Origin of the sequence: Streptomyces sp. NPDC085932, from assembly GCF_044540525.1 — a bacterium.
Lineage (GTDB): Bacteria > Actinomycetota > Actinomycetes > Streptomycetales > Streptomycetaceae > Streptomyces > Streptomyces levis.
On sequence record NZ_JBITSJ010000001.1, the window covers coordinates 874,153 to 889,977 of the forward strand.

General features: G+C 72.6%; 12 protein-coding genes. 2 read left to right on the forward strand and 10 right to left on the reverse strand.

Annotated features, from left to right (window positions below; all coding sequences use genetic code 11):
- Positions 1–158: 158 nt before the first annotated feature.
- Complete coding sequence (locus ACIGAQ_RS03445) at positions 159–1,517, reverse strand: MFS transporter (protein WP_399778815.1); 1,359 nt, start codon at positions 1,515–1,517, stop codon at positions 159–161.
- A gap of 181 nt (positions 1,518–1,698) precedes the next feature.
- A complete protein-coding gene (locus ACIGAQ_RS03450) occupies positions 1,699–2,364 on the reverse strand; it encodes a TetR/AcrR family transcriptional regulator (protein ID WP_311681077.1) in 666 nt (221 codons plus the stop codon).
- Positions 2,365–2,505: 141 nt separating this feature from the next.
- Here ACIGAQ_RS03450 and ACIGAQ_RS03455 point away from each other — a divergent pair, with 141 nt between their 5' ends.
- A complete protein-coding gene (locus tag ACIGAQ_RS03455) occupies positions 2,506–3,381 on the forward strand; it encodes a shikimate dehydrogenase (RefSeq protein ID WP_399778818.1) in 876 nt (291 codons plus the stop codon).
- 21 nt (positions 3,382–3,402) lie between these two features.
- Positions 3,403–5,199 (forward strand): bifunctional sugar phosphate isomerase/epimerase/4-hydroxyphenylpyruvate dioxygenase family protein, encoded by a 1,797-nt coding sequence (locus tag ACIGAQ_RS03460; protein WP_399778820.1) that lies wholly within the window; start codon positions 3,403–3,405, stop codon positions 5,197–5,199.
- On the opposite strand, the gene ACIGAQ_RS03465 is transcribed toward ACIGAQ_RS03460, so the two are convergent.
- From ACIGAQ_RS03465 to tkt, 8 genes are read right to left on the reverse strand one after another with little or no spacing between them, the layout of a single operon-like run.
- Entirely contained in the window at positions 5,186–6,652 is a 1,467-nt protein-coding gene (locus ACIGAQ_RS03465; protein WP_399778822.1) for a membrane-associated oxidoreductase, read from the reverse strand. The two genes, ACIGAQ_RS03460 and ACIGAQ_RS03465, sit on opposite strands and share 14 nt — an antisense overlap.
- Positions 6,653–6,711: 59 nt before the next feature.
- Positions 6,712–7,296: a histidine phosphatase family protein gene (locus ACIGAQ_RS03470; RefSeq protein ID WP_311681081.1), complete on the reverse strand. Its 585-nt coding sequence runs from the start codon at positions 7,294–7,296 to the stop codon at positions 6,712–6,714.
- Between the two features lie 4 nt (positions 7,297–7,300).
- Entirely contained in the window at positions 7,301–8,185 is an 885-nt protein-coding gene (gene gnd, locus ACIGAQ_RS03475; RefSeq protein WP_362279186.1) for a phosphogluconate dehydrogenase (NAD(+)-dependent, decarboxylating), read from the reverse strand.
- Position 8,186: 1 nt separating this feature from the next.
- The gene (gene pgi, locus ACIGAQ_RS03480) at positions 8,187–9,851 is read right to left on the reverse strand and encodes a glucose-6-phosphate isomerase (protein WP_399778824.1); all 1,665 of its coding nucleotides are present in this window, start codon (positions 9,849–9,851) and stop codon (positions 8,187–8,189) included.
- A complete protein-coding gene (gene opcA, locus ACIGAQ_RS03485) occupies positions 9,844–10,779 on the reverse strand; it encodes a glucose-6-phosphate dehydrogenase assembly protein OpcA (protein WP_399778826.1) in 936 nt (311 codons plus the stop codon). The genes pgi and opcA overlap by 8 nt, the downstream gene beginning before the upstream one ends.
- Positions 10,776–12,584 (reverse strand): glucose-6-phosphate dehydrogenase, encoded by a 1,809-nt coding sequence (gene zwf / locus ACIGAQ_RS03490; protein ID WP_399778828.1) that lies wholly within the window; start codon positions 12,582–12,584, stop codon positions 10,776–10,778. The genes opcA and zwf overlap by 4 nt, the downstream gene beginning before the upstream one ends.
- Entirely contained in the window at positions 12,581–13,726 is a 1,146-nt protein-coding gene (gene tal, locus ACIGAQ_RS03495) for a transaldolase (protein WP_399778830.1), read from the reverse strand. The genes zwf and tal overlap by 4 nt, the downstream gene beginning before the upstream one ends.
- Positions 13,727–13,745: 19 nt before the next feature.
- Complete coding sequence (gene tkt / locus ACIGAQ_RS03500) at positions 13,746–15,821, reverse strand: transketolase (RefSeq protein ID WP_399778832.1); 2,076 nt, start codon at positions 15,819–15,821, stop codon at positions 13,746–13,748.
- Between the last annotated feature and the right edge of the window lie 4 nt (positions 15,822–15,825).

A 15,825-nucleotide genomic window follows, 5' to 3' on the forward strand; every position in this document is an offset into this window, starting at 1 on the left:
TCGAGGTGAGATCCGGCATACCCCGCCGCCTCCGATCCCATCCTGCTGCAGGAACGCTTCATGATCGCGCAGGGACGGGTGCGCGCACGCGACGACGGTGCCAGGGGGCGTGGGAGCCGCGCTCACGGCCCCCACGCCCCACCCGGCGGCACAGGCCGTCAGACGGTCACCTTGCCGGGACGGGGCGCCGGACGCACGGCGCGCTCGCCCAGTGCCTCGGTCGGCACCCGGTGCGTCTCCCGCGCCGTCACCGCCGCGACGACCGGCGGCACGCACAGCGCCGCCGTGAACAGAGCCACCGCCGACCAGTCGTCCCCGTCCGGCCCGGCGATCCGCGCCGCGAACGTCACCGCGAAGCCGGCCGCCGCGAACCCGATCTGCGTGCCGATGGCCACACCGGACAGCCGCACGCGGGTCGCGAACATCTCGCCGTAGAAGGCGGGCCACACGCCGTTCGCCGCGCTGTAGACCACGCCGAAGCAGAGGACGCCCGTCAGGAAGGTCAGCGGGTAGGAGCCGGTGGAGAGCGCCCACAGGTACAGGAACATCGTCACCGCGCTGCCGGCCGCGCCGATCAGGAACACCGGACGGCGGCCGATCCGGTCGGAGAGCGTGGCCCACAGCGGGATCGCGGCCAGCGCGACCACGTTGGCCAGGGCACCCACCCACAGCATGGCCGTACGGGACATGCCGACCGCGTCGCTCGTGGCGTACGCCAGCGCCCACACGGTGAAGATCGTGCTGACGGAGGCGATGAGCGCCCCCGCGATCACCCGCAGCACGTCCGCCCAGTGCTCGCGCACCAGCACCAGCAGCGGCATCCTCACGACACCCTCCCGGGCCGCCTGCCGGGCGAACGCCGGCGTCTCGTCCAGCTTGCGCCGGATGACCCAGCCGGCGACGGCGACCGCGACGCTCAGCCAGAACGGCACCCGCCAGCCCCAGGACAGCAGCTGCTCCTCGGGCAGCGTGGCGACCGGGATGAAGACCAGCGTGGCCAGCAGCTGTCCGCCCTGGGTGCCGCTGAGGGTGAAGCTGGTGAAGAAGCCGCGCCGGTGCGGCGGCGCGTGTTCCAGCGTCATGGAGTTGGCGCTGGCCTGCTCGCCCGCGGCCGAGATCCCTTGCAGCACCCGGCACAGCACCAGCAGCACGGGGGCGAGGGTGCCGACCTGGTCCCGGGTCGGCAGACAGCCGATCAGGAACGTCGACAGGCCCATCAGCACCAGCGTGAACACCATGATCTTCTTGCGGCCGAGCCGGTCACCGACGTGACCGAGCACCAGTGCGCCGACCGGGCGGGCCGCGTAGGCGACGCCGAAGGTGGCCAGCGACAGCAAGGTCGCGGTGGCCGGGTCGGACTCGTCGAAGAACACCTCGGGGAAGATCAGCGCGGCGGCGCTGCCGTAGATGAAGAAATCGTAGTACTCCAGCGCGCTGCCGATCCAGGCGGCGGTGGCGGCCTTCTTCGGCTGGCCGGGTGGGGCGGCGGACCCTCGGGGCATGGCGGGGACGGACACGGCGGCTCCTTAGGGGGCTCCACCTCGGGCGGAGCGGAAACATCGACGAGCACGGACGAGCACGGACGAGCAGAGGGGGACGTGCCGGATCGCGGCTATTTAACCCACTGGGTAGTTAGTAGGGATGGCCAGTGATGCTGCGCCCGCGTGCCGCCGGTGTCAAGGGTCGTGTGCGGGGCGTTCAGTCCGCCGTGCGCTCCGCCGTCAGGTAGGCGATCACCATGTCGCCGAGCATGGCCCGGTAGTGGGCGCGCTGCGCCTCGTCGAGCAGGTCGCGGCCGAACAGGGCGCCGAAGGTGTGCCGGTTGGAGACCCGGAAGAAGCAGAACGAGGAGATCATCGCGTGCAGGTCGACGGCGTCCACGTCGGCCGTGAACAGGCCGGACTCCCGGCCCGACGCCAGGATGCGGCGGATCACGTCCAGGGCCGGTGAGCCGATCCTGCCGAGCTTTTCGGAGCCGGCGATGTGGTGCGCCTCGTGGATGTTCTCGATGCTGACCAGGCGGATGAAGTCGGGATGCTGCTCGTGGTGGTCGAAGGTCAGCTCGGCCAGGCGCCGGATCGCCGCCACGGGGTCGAGGTGGTCGACGTCGAGTCGCTGCTCGGCCTCCCGGATCACGCCGTACGCCCGCTCCAGCACCGCGGTGAACAGCTGCTCCTTGCCGCCGAAGTAGTAGTAGATCATCCGCTTCGTGGTGCGGGTGCGGGCGGCGATCTCGTCGACCCGGGCCCCGTCGTACCCGGCCCGGGCGAACTCCTGCGTGGCGACGTCGAGGATCTCGGCCCGGGTGCGGGCGGCGTCACGGATGCGCTCGCCGGGACGTGCCGGTTCTTCGACGCTGGTCATCAGGTTCCTTCGGGCGGAGGGTCCGGTGCCGGTGATTGTAGAAGCAGGGGTCCCGCCGGCCGCTGGGTCTTCCCGGGCCTGTGCTCGGCTGATATAGCTAACGTACTGGTTCGTACATCAGGAGCCGCTCGGGAGGCGCGCGTGCCCAAGCAGTCGTATCTGGCCGGACTGATCGGTTCCGGGATCGGCCCGTCGCTCAGCCCGGCGCTGCACGAGCGGGAGGCCGACCGTCAGGGGCTGCGTCTGGTGTACCGGCTCATCGACCTCGATCCCCTCGGGATGCCGCCCGAGGCCGTGGGCGACCTGGTGCGGGCCGCCCGCGACCTGGGGTTCGACGGCCTCAACATCACCCATCCCTGCAAGCAGCTCGTCCTGGAACACCTGGACGCGCTCGCCCCGCAGGCCGAGGCGCTCGGCGCGGTCAACACCGTGGTCTTCGAGGACGGCCGGGCCGTCGGCCACAACACGGACGTCACCGGCTTCGCCGCCTCCTTCGCCCGCGGCCTGCCCGACGCGCCGCTGGAGCGGGTCGTGCAGCTCGGCGCCGGCGGCGCGGGCGCGGCCGTCGCGCACGCCCTGCTCACCCTCGGCGCCGGGCACGTCACCGTCGTCGACGCCCTGCCCGATCGGGCCGCGGCCCTCGCCGGCGCCCTGAACCGCGCCTTCGGCGAGGGCCGGGCCGCCGCCGCGCCCCCGGACCGGCAGGCGCGACTGCTCGCGCAGGCCGACGGCATCGTCCACGCCACCCCCACCGGCATGGCCGCCCACCCCGGCCTGCCCCTGCCCGCCGGACTGCTCCACCCCGGACTGTGGGTCGCGGAGGTGGTCTACCGCCCGCTGGAGACCGAACTGCTGCGCACGGCCCGCGCGCTGGGGTGCGCCACCCTCGACGGCGGCGGCATGGCCGCCTTCCAGGCCGCCGACGCGTTCCGCCTGTTCACGGGCCGGGAACCCGACGCCCCGCGGATGCTGGAGGACCTGACCGAACTGGCCGGCGCCGTCGGCGCACCCCACTAGTCCTCAGAAGGGACACCGACGTTGCGTACGTCCATCGCCACCGTCTCCCTCAGCGGATCCCTCACCGAGAAGCTCGACGCCGCCGCCCGGGCCGGTTTCGACGGGGTGGAGATCTTCGAGAACGACCTGCTGGCCAGCCCCCTCACTCCCGAGGAGATCCGGGCCCGCTGCGCCGACCTGGGCCTGGGCATCGACCTGTACCAGCCGATGCGGGACGTCGAGGCCGTCCCCGAGGCCGAGTTCGCCCGCAATCTGCGGCGCGCACGGCACAAGTTCGAGCTGATGCGCAGGCTCGGCGCCGGCACGGTCCTCGTCTGCTCCAGCGTCTCCCCGCACGCGGTGGACGACGACGCCCTCGCCGCCGAGCAGCTCAGCCGGCTCGCCGACACCGCCCGGGAGTGCGGGGTCCGGGTGGCCTACGAGGCCCTGGCGTGGGGCCGGCACGTCAGCACCTACGACCACGCCTGGCGCATCGTCGAGACGGCCGGGCACCCGGCGCTCGGCACCTGCCTCGACAGCTTCCACATCCTCTCCCGCGGTTCGGACCCCCGGGGCATCGAGGACATTCCCGGCGAGAAGATCTTCTTCCTGCAGCTCGCCGACGCCCCACTGCTCGCCATGGACGTCCTGCAGTGGAGCCGCCACTACCGCTGCTTCCCCGGCCAGGGCGGCTTCGACGTCGCGGGCCTGGTACGGCACGTCCTGGCCACCGGTTACGACGGGCCGCTGTCCCTGGAGGTCTTCAACGACGTGTTCCGGCAGGCCGAGGCCGGACCCACCGCGGTGGACGCCCGGCGCTCCCTGCTGCTGCTCCAGGAGACGGTGGGGCGCGCGTCCCTGCCCGGGCCCGTCGTCCCCACCGGCGTCGCCTTCGCCGAACTGGTCACGCCCGACGCGGAGCCCCTCACCGCCCTGCTCGGGGCCCTGGGCTTCACCCGTACCGCGCGGCACCGCGGCAAGCCCGTCACCCTGTGGGAGCAGGGCGACGCCCGGATCCTCGTCAACACCGGCCCGGCCGGCCGCCGCGAGGGCGCCCGGCTCGCCGCGATCGGGCTGGAGTCACCGGACCCGGCCGGGGCGGCCCGGCGGGCCGAGGCGCTGCTCGCGCCCGTGCTGCCGCGCCGCCGGGCGGCCGGGGACGCGGCGCTGGAGGCGGTCGCCGCCCCGGACGGCACGGAGCTGTTCCTCTGCGCCACCGGCCGGCCCGAACCGGCCGGGTGGCGCGCCGACTTCGCGGAGGCCGGCCGGCCCGCCCCCGGCGTGGGCGTCCGGGGCATCGACCACCTCGCCCTCACCCAGCCCTGGCACCACTTCGACGAGGCGGTCCTCTTCCACCGCGGCGTGCTCGGCCTGGACGCGCGGGAGAGCGTGGACGTCGCCGACCCCTACGGGCTGCTGCGCAGCCGGGCCGTCACCAGCGCCGACGGCGGCGTCCGGATCGTCCTCACCGTCGGTGCCGCGCCGGCCGACGACACCGTCCACGCCCAGCACATCGCCCTGGCCACCGACGACGTGGTCGCGGCGGCCCGTGCCTTCCGCGCGGCGGGCGGCGCTCTGCTGCCCGTCCCGGCCAACTACCACGACGACCTCGCCGCCCGCTTCGAGTTCGCCGACGGTGAGCTGGAGACCTACCGCGACCTCGGCATCCTCTACGACCGCGACGCCGGGGGCGTGTTCCGGCACTGCTACACGCGCACGGTGGGCCGGGTCTTCTTCGAACTGGTCCAGCGCGACGGCGGTTACCGGGGCTACGGCGCCGCGAACGCGCCGGTGCGGCTGGCGGCGCAGCACGCGGTGCGAGGGCTCACTGGCGGCTGACGGTCCGGGTGACGCCGGTGACGACGGTGGTGGCGAGGATCCAGCCGGTGAGGACGAGGGCGTAGGAGAGCCACTGGTACCAGCCGGTGGGGGCGAACGCGCCCTCCTGGCCGAAGGAGATCACCGGCAGCAGCAGGTCGAGGGTGTAGAAGACCGGGTTGAACTCGGGTGCCTCGCCCGGCTTCAGCGGCTCGGGGTGGTGCAGGGCATAGGCGACGGAGCCCGTCAGCAGCAGTGACACCAGCCAGCCCGCCGCGCGCAGCGGGCGGAAGCCGTAGCCGAAGGTGGCGTCCTGCACGCGGCCCCACAGCCTGCCGTACCAGGGCAGGGTGGCGCGCCGGCGGCGCTGTTTGGCGAGCTGGACGAGGCGGGCTGCGTCGTCGTCGCCGATCCGGCGGTAGGCCGCGGTCAACTGCTCGTAGGCGTGCGGGACATAGCCCTCACGGTCCCGTTCCAGCATCGCCAGGCGCCGCTCGGCGGGTTCGTGCGGGGTGAGGGAGGTGTAGACGAGGCTGTCGAGGAGGACCTCCCCGGGCACCACGTCCGGGTCCAGGAACAGCACGTCCACGTGGGCACGGCGCAGGTTGAGCGCGCCCGACACCGGCGGGCCGCCGCGCAGCCACAGCTCCCCGATCGTGCAACTGCTCGCCCGCAGCGCGGTGTCACCGGGATGGGCCAGGCGGGCGCGGGAGAAGTCCAGCCGGCCCGCTATACGGGCGCCGCGCAGGCCGATCCAGCCGTGCACGTCCGCCTCGCGCAGCAGGACGTCGCCCTCCACCGTGAGGGTGACCGCGTCGAGCGCGGCCGTGTCCGGCCCGGAGTCCAGCCGCGCCCCGCTGAGGTCGACGGTGCCGGCGGTCGACGTGCCGGTGAGGCGGATCTCCCCGCGTGTGCGCAGGCCCGGCGCGGACAGACCGTCGCCGATGGTGACGTGGTTGAGCTGGAGCGCGGGCTGCCCCGCGGGCGGTGCGCCCACGTCGGCCCCGTCCAGGAACAGCGCCCCGGCGATCTGCGCCCCGCCGAGCCGGACGGGCCCCTCGAACCGGCAGTCCGTCAGGCGCAGGACGCCGTCCACACGCAGGTTCTCGGCGCTCAAGCCGGGCAGCGCCGAGCCGCGCAGATTGAGCTGACGCAGCCGCGCCGCGTACAGCAGGGGCGGGTCCTCGAAGAAGCAGTCGCTCAGACGCACCGCGTGGTCGATGTCCGCGTACTGCAGGCGGAGTTCGCCGGTGATCCGCGCCCCCGCCAGCCGCAGCGCGGCCGTCTCCCCGTCCTCCTGCGGGGCGCTCAGCAGCAGGGCCCGCAGCACGGACGCCCGTACGGTCCGGTCGGGTCCCCGGCCGGCGCCCCGCGCCGGGTCCTCGTGCGCCGCCGCGCGGAAGTCCACGTCCTCCCCGCGCGGGAAGGCGTCCCATACCCGCTGCTCGGCGGGTGTCATGTCGTCGATCTGCATCGACGGGGACTCTGGTGGTCCCGGCCGGAGGCTGTCAACTCACCTCCGGCCGGGGCCGGTCACGCCCTGATGTTCCACTCCTGGATCACCGGCCGGCCGTGCTCGGTCGACAACCGGGAGACCGTGCCCGTCTCCAGCCGGAACAGCCGCCCCTCCGACGGCGGCAGGCCCAGCCGGCGGGCGGTCAGGACGCGCAGGAAGTGGCCGTGCGCCACCAGCGCCACGTCGCCCTCGGGCAGCGCCCCGGCCACCCGGGCCAGCACCCGGTCGGCGCGCTTGCCGACCTCCTCGGGGGACTCCCCGGGCCCGTCCGGACCGGGCGGGGCCCCGTCGGTCCACAGGTCCCAGCCGGGACGGGTGCGGTGTATCTCCTCGGTGGTGACGCCCTCGTAGGCGCCGTAGTGCCACTCGTGCAGATCGGGGTCCTCCCCGCTCGCCCTCAGGCCCGCGAGCGCGGCGGTGCGCACCGCGCGGGCGAGAGGGCTGGTGAGGACCAGGGCGAAGGGACGGTCCGCCAGGAGCGGAGCCAGCGACCCGGCCTGCTCCTCACCGCGCGGGGTGAGGGGCAGGTCGGTGAAGCTGGTGTGCTGTCCGCTCCGGCTCCACTCCGTCTCGCCGTGGCGGACCAGCAGCAGATCACCCACAGTGCTACGCCTTCTTCGCGGACTCGACGGCGTGACCGCCGAACTGGTTGCGCAGCGCCGCGATCATCTTCATCTGCGGCGAGTCGTCCTGCCGGGAGGCGAACCGGGAGTACAGGGAGGCGGTGATGGCGGGCAGCGGCACGGAGTTGTCGATCGCCGCCTCCACCGTCCAGCGTCCCTCGCCCGAGTCCTGGGCGTAGCCGCGCAGGTTCTCCAGGTGCTCGTCCTCGTCTAGGGCGTTCACCGCGAGGTCGAGCAGCCACGAGCGGATGACGGTGCCCTCCTGCCAGGAGCGGAACACCTCGCGGACGTTGTCCACCGAGTCCACGGCCTCCAGCAGCTCCCAGCCCTCGGCGTAGGCCTGCATCATGGCGTACTCGATGCCGTTGTGGACCATCTTGGCGAAGTGCCCGGCGCCCACCCGGCCCGCGTGGACGAAGCCGTACGGGCCCTCCGGCTTGAGCGCGTCGAAGATGGGCCGCAGCCGGTCGACGTACTCCTTCTCGCCGCCGACCATCAGGGCGTAGCCGTTCTTCAGGCCCCACACGCCGCCGGAGACGCCCGCGTCGACGAAGCCGATGCCGCGCTTGCTCAGCTCCTCGGCGTGCTTCTCGTCGTCCGTCCAGCGCGAGTTGCCGCCGTCGACCACCGTGTCGTACGGCTTGAGGAGGTCCGCCAGACGGTCGATGACGTGCTGGGTGGGGTCGCCGGCCGGGACCATGACCCAGACCGTGCGGGGCGCCTCCAGCTCGTTGACCAGGTCGGCCAGGCTGGCGACGTCCGACTTCTCGGGGTCGGTGTCGTAGCCGATGACCGTGTGGCCGGCGTTGCGCAGGCGCTCGCGCATGTTGCCGCCCATCTTGCCGAGACCCACAAGACCGATCTGCATGTCAGCTCACTTCCCGAAGATTGCGGTAGGCGGCCACCAGCGCGGCCGTGGACGGGTCGAGACCGGGGACGTCCGCGCCCTCGGTCAGGGCGGGCTCGACGCGCTTGGCGAGGACCTTGCCGAGTTCGACGCCCCACTGGTCGAAGGAGTCGATGTTCCACACCGCGCCCTGCACGAACACCTTGTGCTCGTAGAGGGCGACGAGCTGGCCGAGGACCGACGGGGTCAGTTCGGTGGCCAGGATCGTCGTAGTCGGGTGGTTGCCGCGGAAGGTGCGGTGCGGCACCTGCTCCTCGGGCACGCCCTCGGCGCGCACCTCGTCGGCGGTCTTGCCGAAGGCGAGCGCCTGGCCCTGCGCGAACAGGTTGGCCATCAACAGGTCGTGCTGGGCCTTCAGGTCGTCGCTCAGCTCGGCGACCGGCCGGGCGAAGCCGATCAGGTCGGCCGGGATGAGCTTGGTGCCCTGGTGGATCAACTGGTAGTAGGCGTGCTGGCCGTTGGTGCCGGGCGTGCCCCACACCACCGGCCCGGTCTCCCACTCCACCGCGTTCCCGTCGCGGTCCACCGACTTGCCGTTGGACTCCATGTCGAGCTGCTGGAGATAGGCGGTGAACTTGGACAGGTAGTGGCTGTAGGGCAGGACGGCGTGCGACTGGGCGTCGTGGAAGTTGCCGTACCAGATGCCCAGCAGGCCCATGATCAGCGGGGCGTTGGCCTCGGCGGGGGCGTTGCGGAAGTGCTCGTCGACGATGCGGAAGCCGTCGAGCATCTCCCGGAAGCGGTCCGGGCCGATCGCGATCATCAGGGACAGGCCGATCGCGGAGTCGTACGAGTAGCGGCCGCCGACCCAGTCCCAGAACTCGAACATGTTGGCCGTGTCGATGCCGAACCCGGCGACCTTCTCGGCGTTGGTCGACAGCGCCACGAAGTGCCGGGCCACCGCCTTCTCGTCACCGCCGAGCCCCGCCAGCAGCCAGGAGCGCGCGGACGTGGCGTTGGTGATGGTCTCGATGGTGGTGAAGGTCTTCGACGCGACGATGAACAGTGTCTCCGCCGGGTCCAGGTCGCGCACGGCCTCGTGCAGGTCGGAGCCGTCCACGTTCGACACGAAGCGGAACGTCAGCGAGCGGTCCGTGAAGGGCCGCAGCGCCTCGTAGGCCATCGCGGGGCCCAGGTCGGAGCCGCCGATGCCGATGTTGACCACGTTGCGGATGCGCTTGCCGGTGTGGCCGGTCCACTCGCCCGAGCGGACCCGGTCGGCGAAGGCGGCCATCCTGTCGAGCACGGCGTGCACGCCCGGCACGACGTTCTCCCCGTCGACCTCGACCACCGCGTCCCGCGGGGCCCGCAGCGCGGTGTGCAGCACGGCCCGGTTCTCGGTGGTGTTGATCCGCTCGCCGCGGAACATGGCGTCCCGCAGCCCGAACACGTCGGTGGCGGCCGCCAGCTCCTGGAGCAGGGCCAGCGTCTCGTCGGTGACCAGGTGCTTGGAGTAGTCGATGCGCAGGTCACCGACGCGCACGACGTAGCGTTCGGCGCGGCCCGGGTCCGCCTCGAACAGCCGGCGCAGGTCCGGCTGCGGCAGCGCGTCCGTGCGGTGGTCCTCCAGGGCGGCCCATTCGGGCCGCCGGGTGAGCCGGGGCGAGCCGGCGGGGGAGTCAGACATGAGCGGGGGTCTCCTCGGTTGCCTCGCCGTTCAGGGCGATGGCGTACATCTCGTCCGCGTCGAGGCGCCGCAGCTCCTCGGCGATGAGTTCTGAGGTGGCACGGACCTTCAGTGCCAGGGTCCGGGGCGGCTGGCCCGGCAGGGTCAGCGTGGCCAGCGGGCCCTCGGGGCGGTCGATGACGATCTCGCCGTTCCCGGTGCCCAGGCGCACGGCCGTCACGACCGGCCCGGCGGTGACCACGCGGTCCACCCGGACGTGCAGCCGGGCCTCCAGCCAGCGGGCCAGCAGCTCGGCGGCCGGGTTCTCGGCCTCCGCCTCCACGGCCGCCGAGGTCACCTTCACCCGGGCCTGGTCCAGCGCCGCCGCCAGCATCGAACGCCAGGGCGTCAGCCGGGTCCAGGCCAGGTCCGTGTCGCCGGGGGCGTAGGAGCGGACCCGCCGCTCCAGGGTCCCCAGCGGGTCCTCGACGGCGTACAGGTCGGTGATCCGCCGCTGGGCCAGGGCCCCGAGCGGGTCCTTCGAGGGCACGTCGGGGGCGTCCACCGGCCACCACACCACCACCGGCGCGTCCGGCAGCAGCAGGGGCAGCACGACCGAGTCGGCGTGGTCGGACACCTCGCCGTAGGTCCGCAGGATCACCGTCTCGCCGGTGCCCGCGTCCGCGCCCACCCGTACCTCGGCGTCCAGCCGGGAGGACTGGCGGTCGCGCGGGGTGCGGGCGTGCCGCTTGATGACCACCAGGGTGCGCGAGGGGTGCTCGTGCGAGGCCTCCTCGGCGGCCTTGATCGCGTCGTAGGCGTTCTCCTCGTCCGTGACGATCACCATCGTCAGGACCATGCCCACGGCGGGCGTGCCGATGGCGCGGCGGCCCTGCACCAGCGCCTTGTTGATCTTGCTTGCCGTGGTGTCGGTCAGGTCGATCTTCATGGCCTGCGCCAGCTCCGTCCGTCTCGTGCGAGCATCTCGTCGGCTTCCGCGGGTCCCCAGCTGCCCGAGGCGTACTGCGCGGGCCGGCCGTTCGTGGCCCAGTACCGCTCGATCGGGTCGAGGATCTTCCAGGACTCTTCCACTTCCTGGTGACGCGGGAACAGGTTGGCGTCGCCCAGGAGGACGTCCAGGATCAGCCGTTCGTACGCCTCGGGGCTCGATTCGGTGAACGACTCGCCGTAGGCGAAGTCCATCGTCACGTCCCGGATCTCCATCGACGTGCCCGGCACCTTGGAGCCGAAGCGGACCGTCATGCCCTCGTCCGGCTGGACGCGGATGACGATGGCGTTGGCGCCCAGCTCCTCGGTCGCCGTGGAGTCGAAGGGGGAGTGCGGGGCGCGCTGGAAGACGACGGCGATCTCCGTCACCCGGCGGCCCAGCCGCTTGCCGGTGCGCAGGTAGAACGGCACGCCGGCCCAGCGGCGGTTGTCCACCTGGAGCCGGACCGCGGCGTAGGTGTCGGTCGTGGAGGACGGGTCGATGCCGTCCTCCTCCAGATAGCCGCGCACCTTGGCGCCGCCCTGCCAGGCCGCCGCGTACTGCCCGCGCACGGTGCCCTGCCCCAGGTCCTGCGGCAGCCGCACGGCCTTGAGGACCTTCAGCTTCTCGGTGAGCAGCGACGGGGCGTCGAAGGCGGCGGGCTCCTCCATGGCCGTCAGGGCCATCAGCTGGAGCAGGTGGTTCTGGATGACGTCGCGGGCGGCGCCGATGCCGTCGTAGTAGCCGGCACGGCCGCCGATGCCGATGTCCTCGGCCATGGTGATCTGCACGTGGTCGACGAAGGACCGGTTCCAGATCGGTTCGAACATCTGGTTGGCGAAGCGCAGCGCCAGGAGGTTCTGGACGGTCTCCTTGCCCAGGTAGTGGTCGATGCGGAAGACCTGCTCCGGGTCGAACACGTCGTGCACGATCCGGTTGAGCTCCTCGGCCGACTCCAGGTCGTGCCCGAACGGCTTCTCGATGACCGCGCGGCGCCAGGAGCCCTCCGGGGCGTCGGCCAGCTTGTGCTTCTTCAGCTGCTGGACGACCTTCGGGAAGAACTTCGGCGGCACCGAGAGGTAGAAGGCGTAGTTGCCGCTGGTGCCCCGGGAGGCGTCCAGCTCCTCCACGGCGGAGCGCAGCTGCTTGAACGCCGTGTCGTCGTCGAAGTCGCCCGGGATGAACCGCATGCCCTCGGCGAGCTGCTGCCAGACCTCCTCGCGGAACGGGGTCCGGGCGTGCTCGCGCACCGCGTCGTGGACGACCTGCGCGAAGTCCTGGTCCTCCCAGTCCCGGCGGGCGAAGCCCACCAGGGAGAAGCCCGGCGGCAGCAGGCCCCGGTTGGCCAGGTCGTACACGGCCGGCATCAGCTTCTTGCGGGACAGGTCGCCGGTCACGCCGAAGATGACCAGCCCGGAGGGGCCCGCGATCCTGGGCAGCCGGCGGTCGCGCGCGTCGCGCAGCGGGTTGTCGAATTCGGCGTCCCCGCGGTTCCCACGCGCGGCGGCGTCCGCCGAGCCGCCGTCCCCGGCCTGCTCGCCTCCGGCCGCCTGGCCCGTGCCGGCGTCGCCGGTCCGCTCGCTCCCGGCGGCCTCGGCCGCGCCGGCGTCGCCGGGCTGGTCGCTGTCTGCCGCCCCGGCCGTGCCGTCGACCCCGGTCTGCTCCACCGCGGCCGCCTCCTGCGCCGTCCGGGCCTCCTTGTCCTCCTTGGTCTCCTTGGTCTCCTTCGTCTCCTGCTCGGCCGTCCGGTGGATGCCCTCGCTCATTCCGCGTCAACTCCCTCGCTGTTCAAGGACTTGGTGACCGCGTCCAGCAGGTCCTGCCAGGCCACCTCGAACTTGGCCACTCCCTCGTCCTCCAGTTGCCGCACCACCTCGTCGTACCCGATGCCGAGCCGTTCCACGGCCGCCAGGTCCGCCCGGGCCCGGTCGTACCCGCCGGTGACCGTGTCGCCCCGGACGTCGCCGTGGTCGGCGACGGCGTTCAGCGTGGCCTCCGGCATGGTGTTGACCGTGCCGGGGGCGACCAGTCCGTCCACGTACAGGGTGTCCTCGTAGGCGGAGTCCTTCACACCGGTGGAGGCCCAAAGGGGGCGCTGGCGGTTCGCCCCGGCCTCCTCCAGGGACTGCCAGCGCGGCCCGGCGAAGACCCGCTCGTACGCCTCGTAGGCGAGCCGCGCGTTGGCCAGGGCCGCCCGGCCCCTCAGCGCGAGGGCCTCGTCCGTGCCCAGCAGCGTCAGCCGCTTGTCGATCTCGGCGTCGACCCGGGAGACGAAGAAGGACGCAACCGAGTGGACCGCCGACAGGTCCAGGCCCGCCGCCCGCGCCCGCTCCAGGCCGGCGAGGTAGGCGTCCATCACCTCGCGGTAGCGCTCCAGGGAGAAGATCAGGGTCACGTTGACACTGATACCCGCGCCGATCACCTGCGTGATCGCGGGCAGGCCCGCCTTCGTCGCCGGGATCTTGATCATCACGTTGGGGCGGTCCACCAGCCAGGCCAGCTGCCGGGCCTCGGCGACGGTCGCCGCCGTGTCGTGGGCCAGCCGGGGGTCGACCTCGATGGAGACCCGGCCGTCGCGGCCGCCCGTCGCCTCGTACACCGGCCGCAGCACGTCGGCGGCGGCCCGGACGTCGGCCGTCGTCATCATCCGGACGGCCTCGTCGACGGTCACGCCCCGCACGGCCAGGTCGGCGAGCTGCTCCTCGTAGCCCTCGCCGGAGCCGATGGCGGCCTGGAAGATCGACGGGTTGGTGGTGACGCCGACGACGCCCTTGGTCCGGACGAGCGCGGCCAGGCCGCCGGACTCGATCCGCCGGCGCGACAGGTCGTCCAGCCAGATGGACACGCCCTCGTCGGACAGGCGCCTCAGTGCTCCCGCGCTCGCGGTTGCTTCGGTCACAGTGATCATCTTCCTTCGTGCGGTCGGATCAACCGCGTGCGGCGGTGAGGGATTCCCGGGCGGCCGCGACGACGTTCCCGGGCGTGAAGCCGTACTCGGCGAACAGGGTCTCGGCGTCGGCGGAGGCGCCGAAGTGCTCCAGGGAGACGATGCGTCCGGCGTCACCCACGAAGCGGTGCCAGGTCAGGCCGATCCCGGCCTCGACCGCGACCCGGGCCTTCACGGCCGGCGGGAGCACGCTGTCGCGGTAGGCCCGCGGCTGCTGCTCGAACCACTCCACCGACGGCATGGACACCACCCGCGTGCCCGTGCCCTCGGCCTCCAGCGCCTCGCGCGCGGCGACGGCGAGTTGCACCTCGCTGCCCGTGGCGACGATGACCACCTCCGGCACCTCCGTGGAGGAGTCCGCGAGGACGTAGCCGCCGCGGGCCGCGTCGGGATTCACCTCGTAGGTGGGCACGCCCTGACGGGTCAGCGCCAGGCCGTGCGGGGCCGGGTCGGTGGTGTGCCGGCGCAGGATCTCGGCCCAGACGACCGCGGTCTCGTTGGCGTCGGCGGGCCGTACGACGTTCAGGCCGGGGATGGCGCGCAGCGCGGCCAGGTGCTCCACCGGCTGGTGGGTGGGACCGTCCTCGCCGAGTCCGATGGAGTCGTGCGTCCACACGTACGTCACCGGCAGCTGCATCAGGGCCGACATGCGTACGGCGTTGCGCATGTAGTCGGAGAACACCAGGAAGGTGCCGCCGTAGACGCGCGTGTTGCCGTGCAGGGCGATGCCGTTCATCTCCGCTGCCATGGAGAACTCGCGAATGCCGAAGTGCACCGTCCGGCCGTACGGGTCCGCCTCCGGCAGCGGGTTGCCCTGCGGCAGGAACGACGACGTCTTGTCGATGGTGGTGTTGTTCGAACCGGCCAGGTCGGCGGAGCCGCCCCACAGCTCGGGCAGGACCGCGCCGAGCGCCTGGAGCACCTTGCCGGAGGCGGCACGGGTGGCGACGGCCTTGCCCGGCTCGAACACCGGCAGGGCGTCCTCCCAGCCCTCGGGCAGTTCGCCCTTGCTGACACGGTCGAAGGTCGCGGCCCGCTCCGGGTGCTCGCCGCGCCAGGCGGCGATCCGCTTGTCCCAGGCGGCGTGCGCCTCGGCGCCCCGGTCCAGAGCCCTGCGGGTGTGGGCCAGCACCTCGTCGGCGACCTCGAAGCTCCGCTCCGGGTCGAAGCCGAGGAGGCGCTTGGTGGCGGCGACCTCCTCCTCGCCGAGCGCCGAGCCGTGGGAGGCCTCGGTGTTCCGCGCGTTCGGGGCGGGCCAGGCGATGATCGTGCGCATCGCGATGATCGAGGGGCGCCCGGTCTCGGCCCGCGCCGCCCGCAGCGCCGTGTACAGGGCGCGCACGTCGATGTCGCCGTCCTCGCGCGGGGCGATCCGCTGCACGTGCCAGCCGTAGGCCTCGTACCGCTGCAGCACGTCCTCGGAGAACGCGGTCGCGGTGTCGCCCTCGATGGAGATGTGGTTGTCGTCGTAGAGGAAGACCAGGTTGCCGAGCTTCTGGTGGCCGGCGAGGGAGGAGGCCTCGGCGGAGACGCCCTCCTGGAGGTCGCCGTCGGAGACGATCGCCCAGATGGTGTGGTCGAAGGGCGACTCGCCCTCGGGGGTCTCCGGGTCGAACAGGCCGCGCTCGTAGCGGGCGGCCATCGCCATGCCGACCGCGTTGGCCACGCCCTGGCCCAGCGGGCCGGTGGTGGTCTCCACGCCGGCGGTGTGACCGTACTCGGGGTGCCCGGGCGTCTTCGAACCGTGCGTGCGGAACGCCTTCAGGTCGTCCAGTTCCAGCTCGTAGCCCGCGAGGTACAGCTGCGTGTAAAGAGTCAGCGAGGTGTGGCCGGGGGAGAGGACGAAACGGTCACGGCCCGTCCACTCCGGGTCGGCGGGGTCGTGCCGCATCACCTTCTGAAAGAGCGTGTAGGCGGCCGGCGCCAGGCTCATCGCGGTGCCGGGATGCCCGTTGCCGACCCGCTGGACGGCGTCGGCCGCCAGGATCCGGGCGGTGTCGACGGCACGCCGGTCGAGTTCGGTCCATTCGAAGCGGTCCGCTGTCTGCGTGCTCATCTTC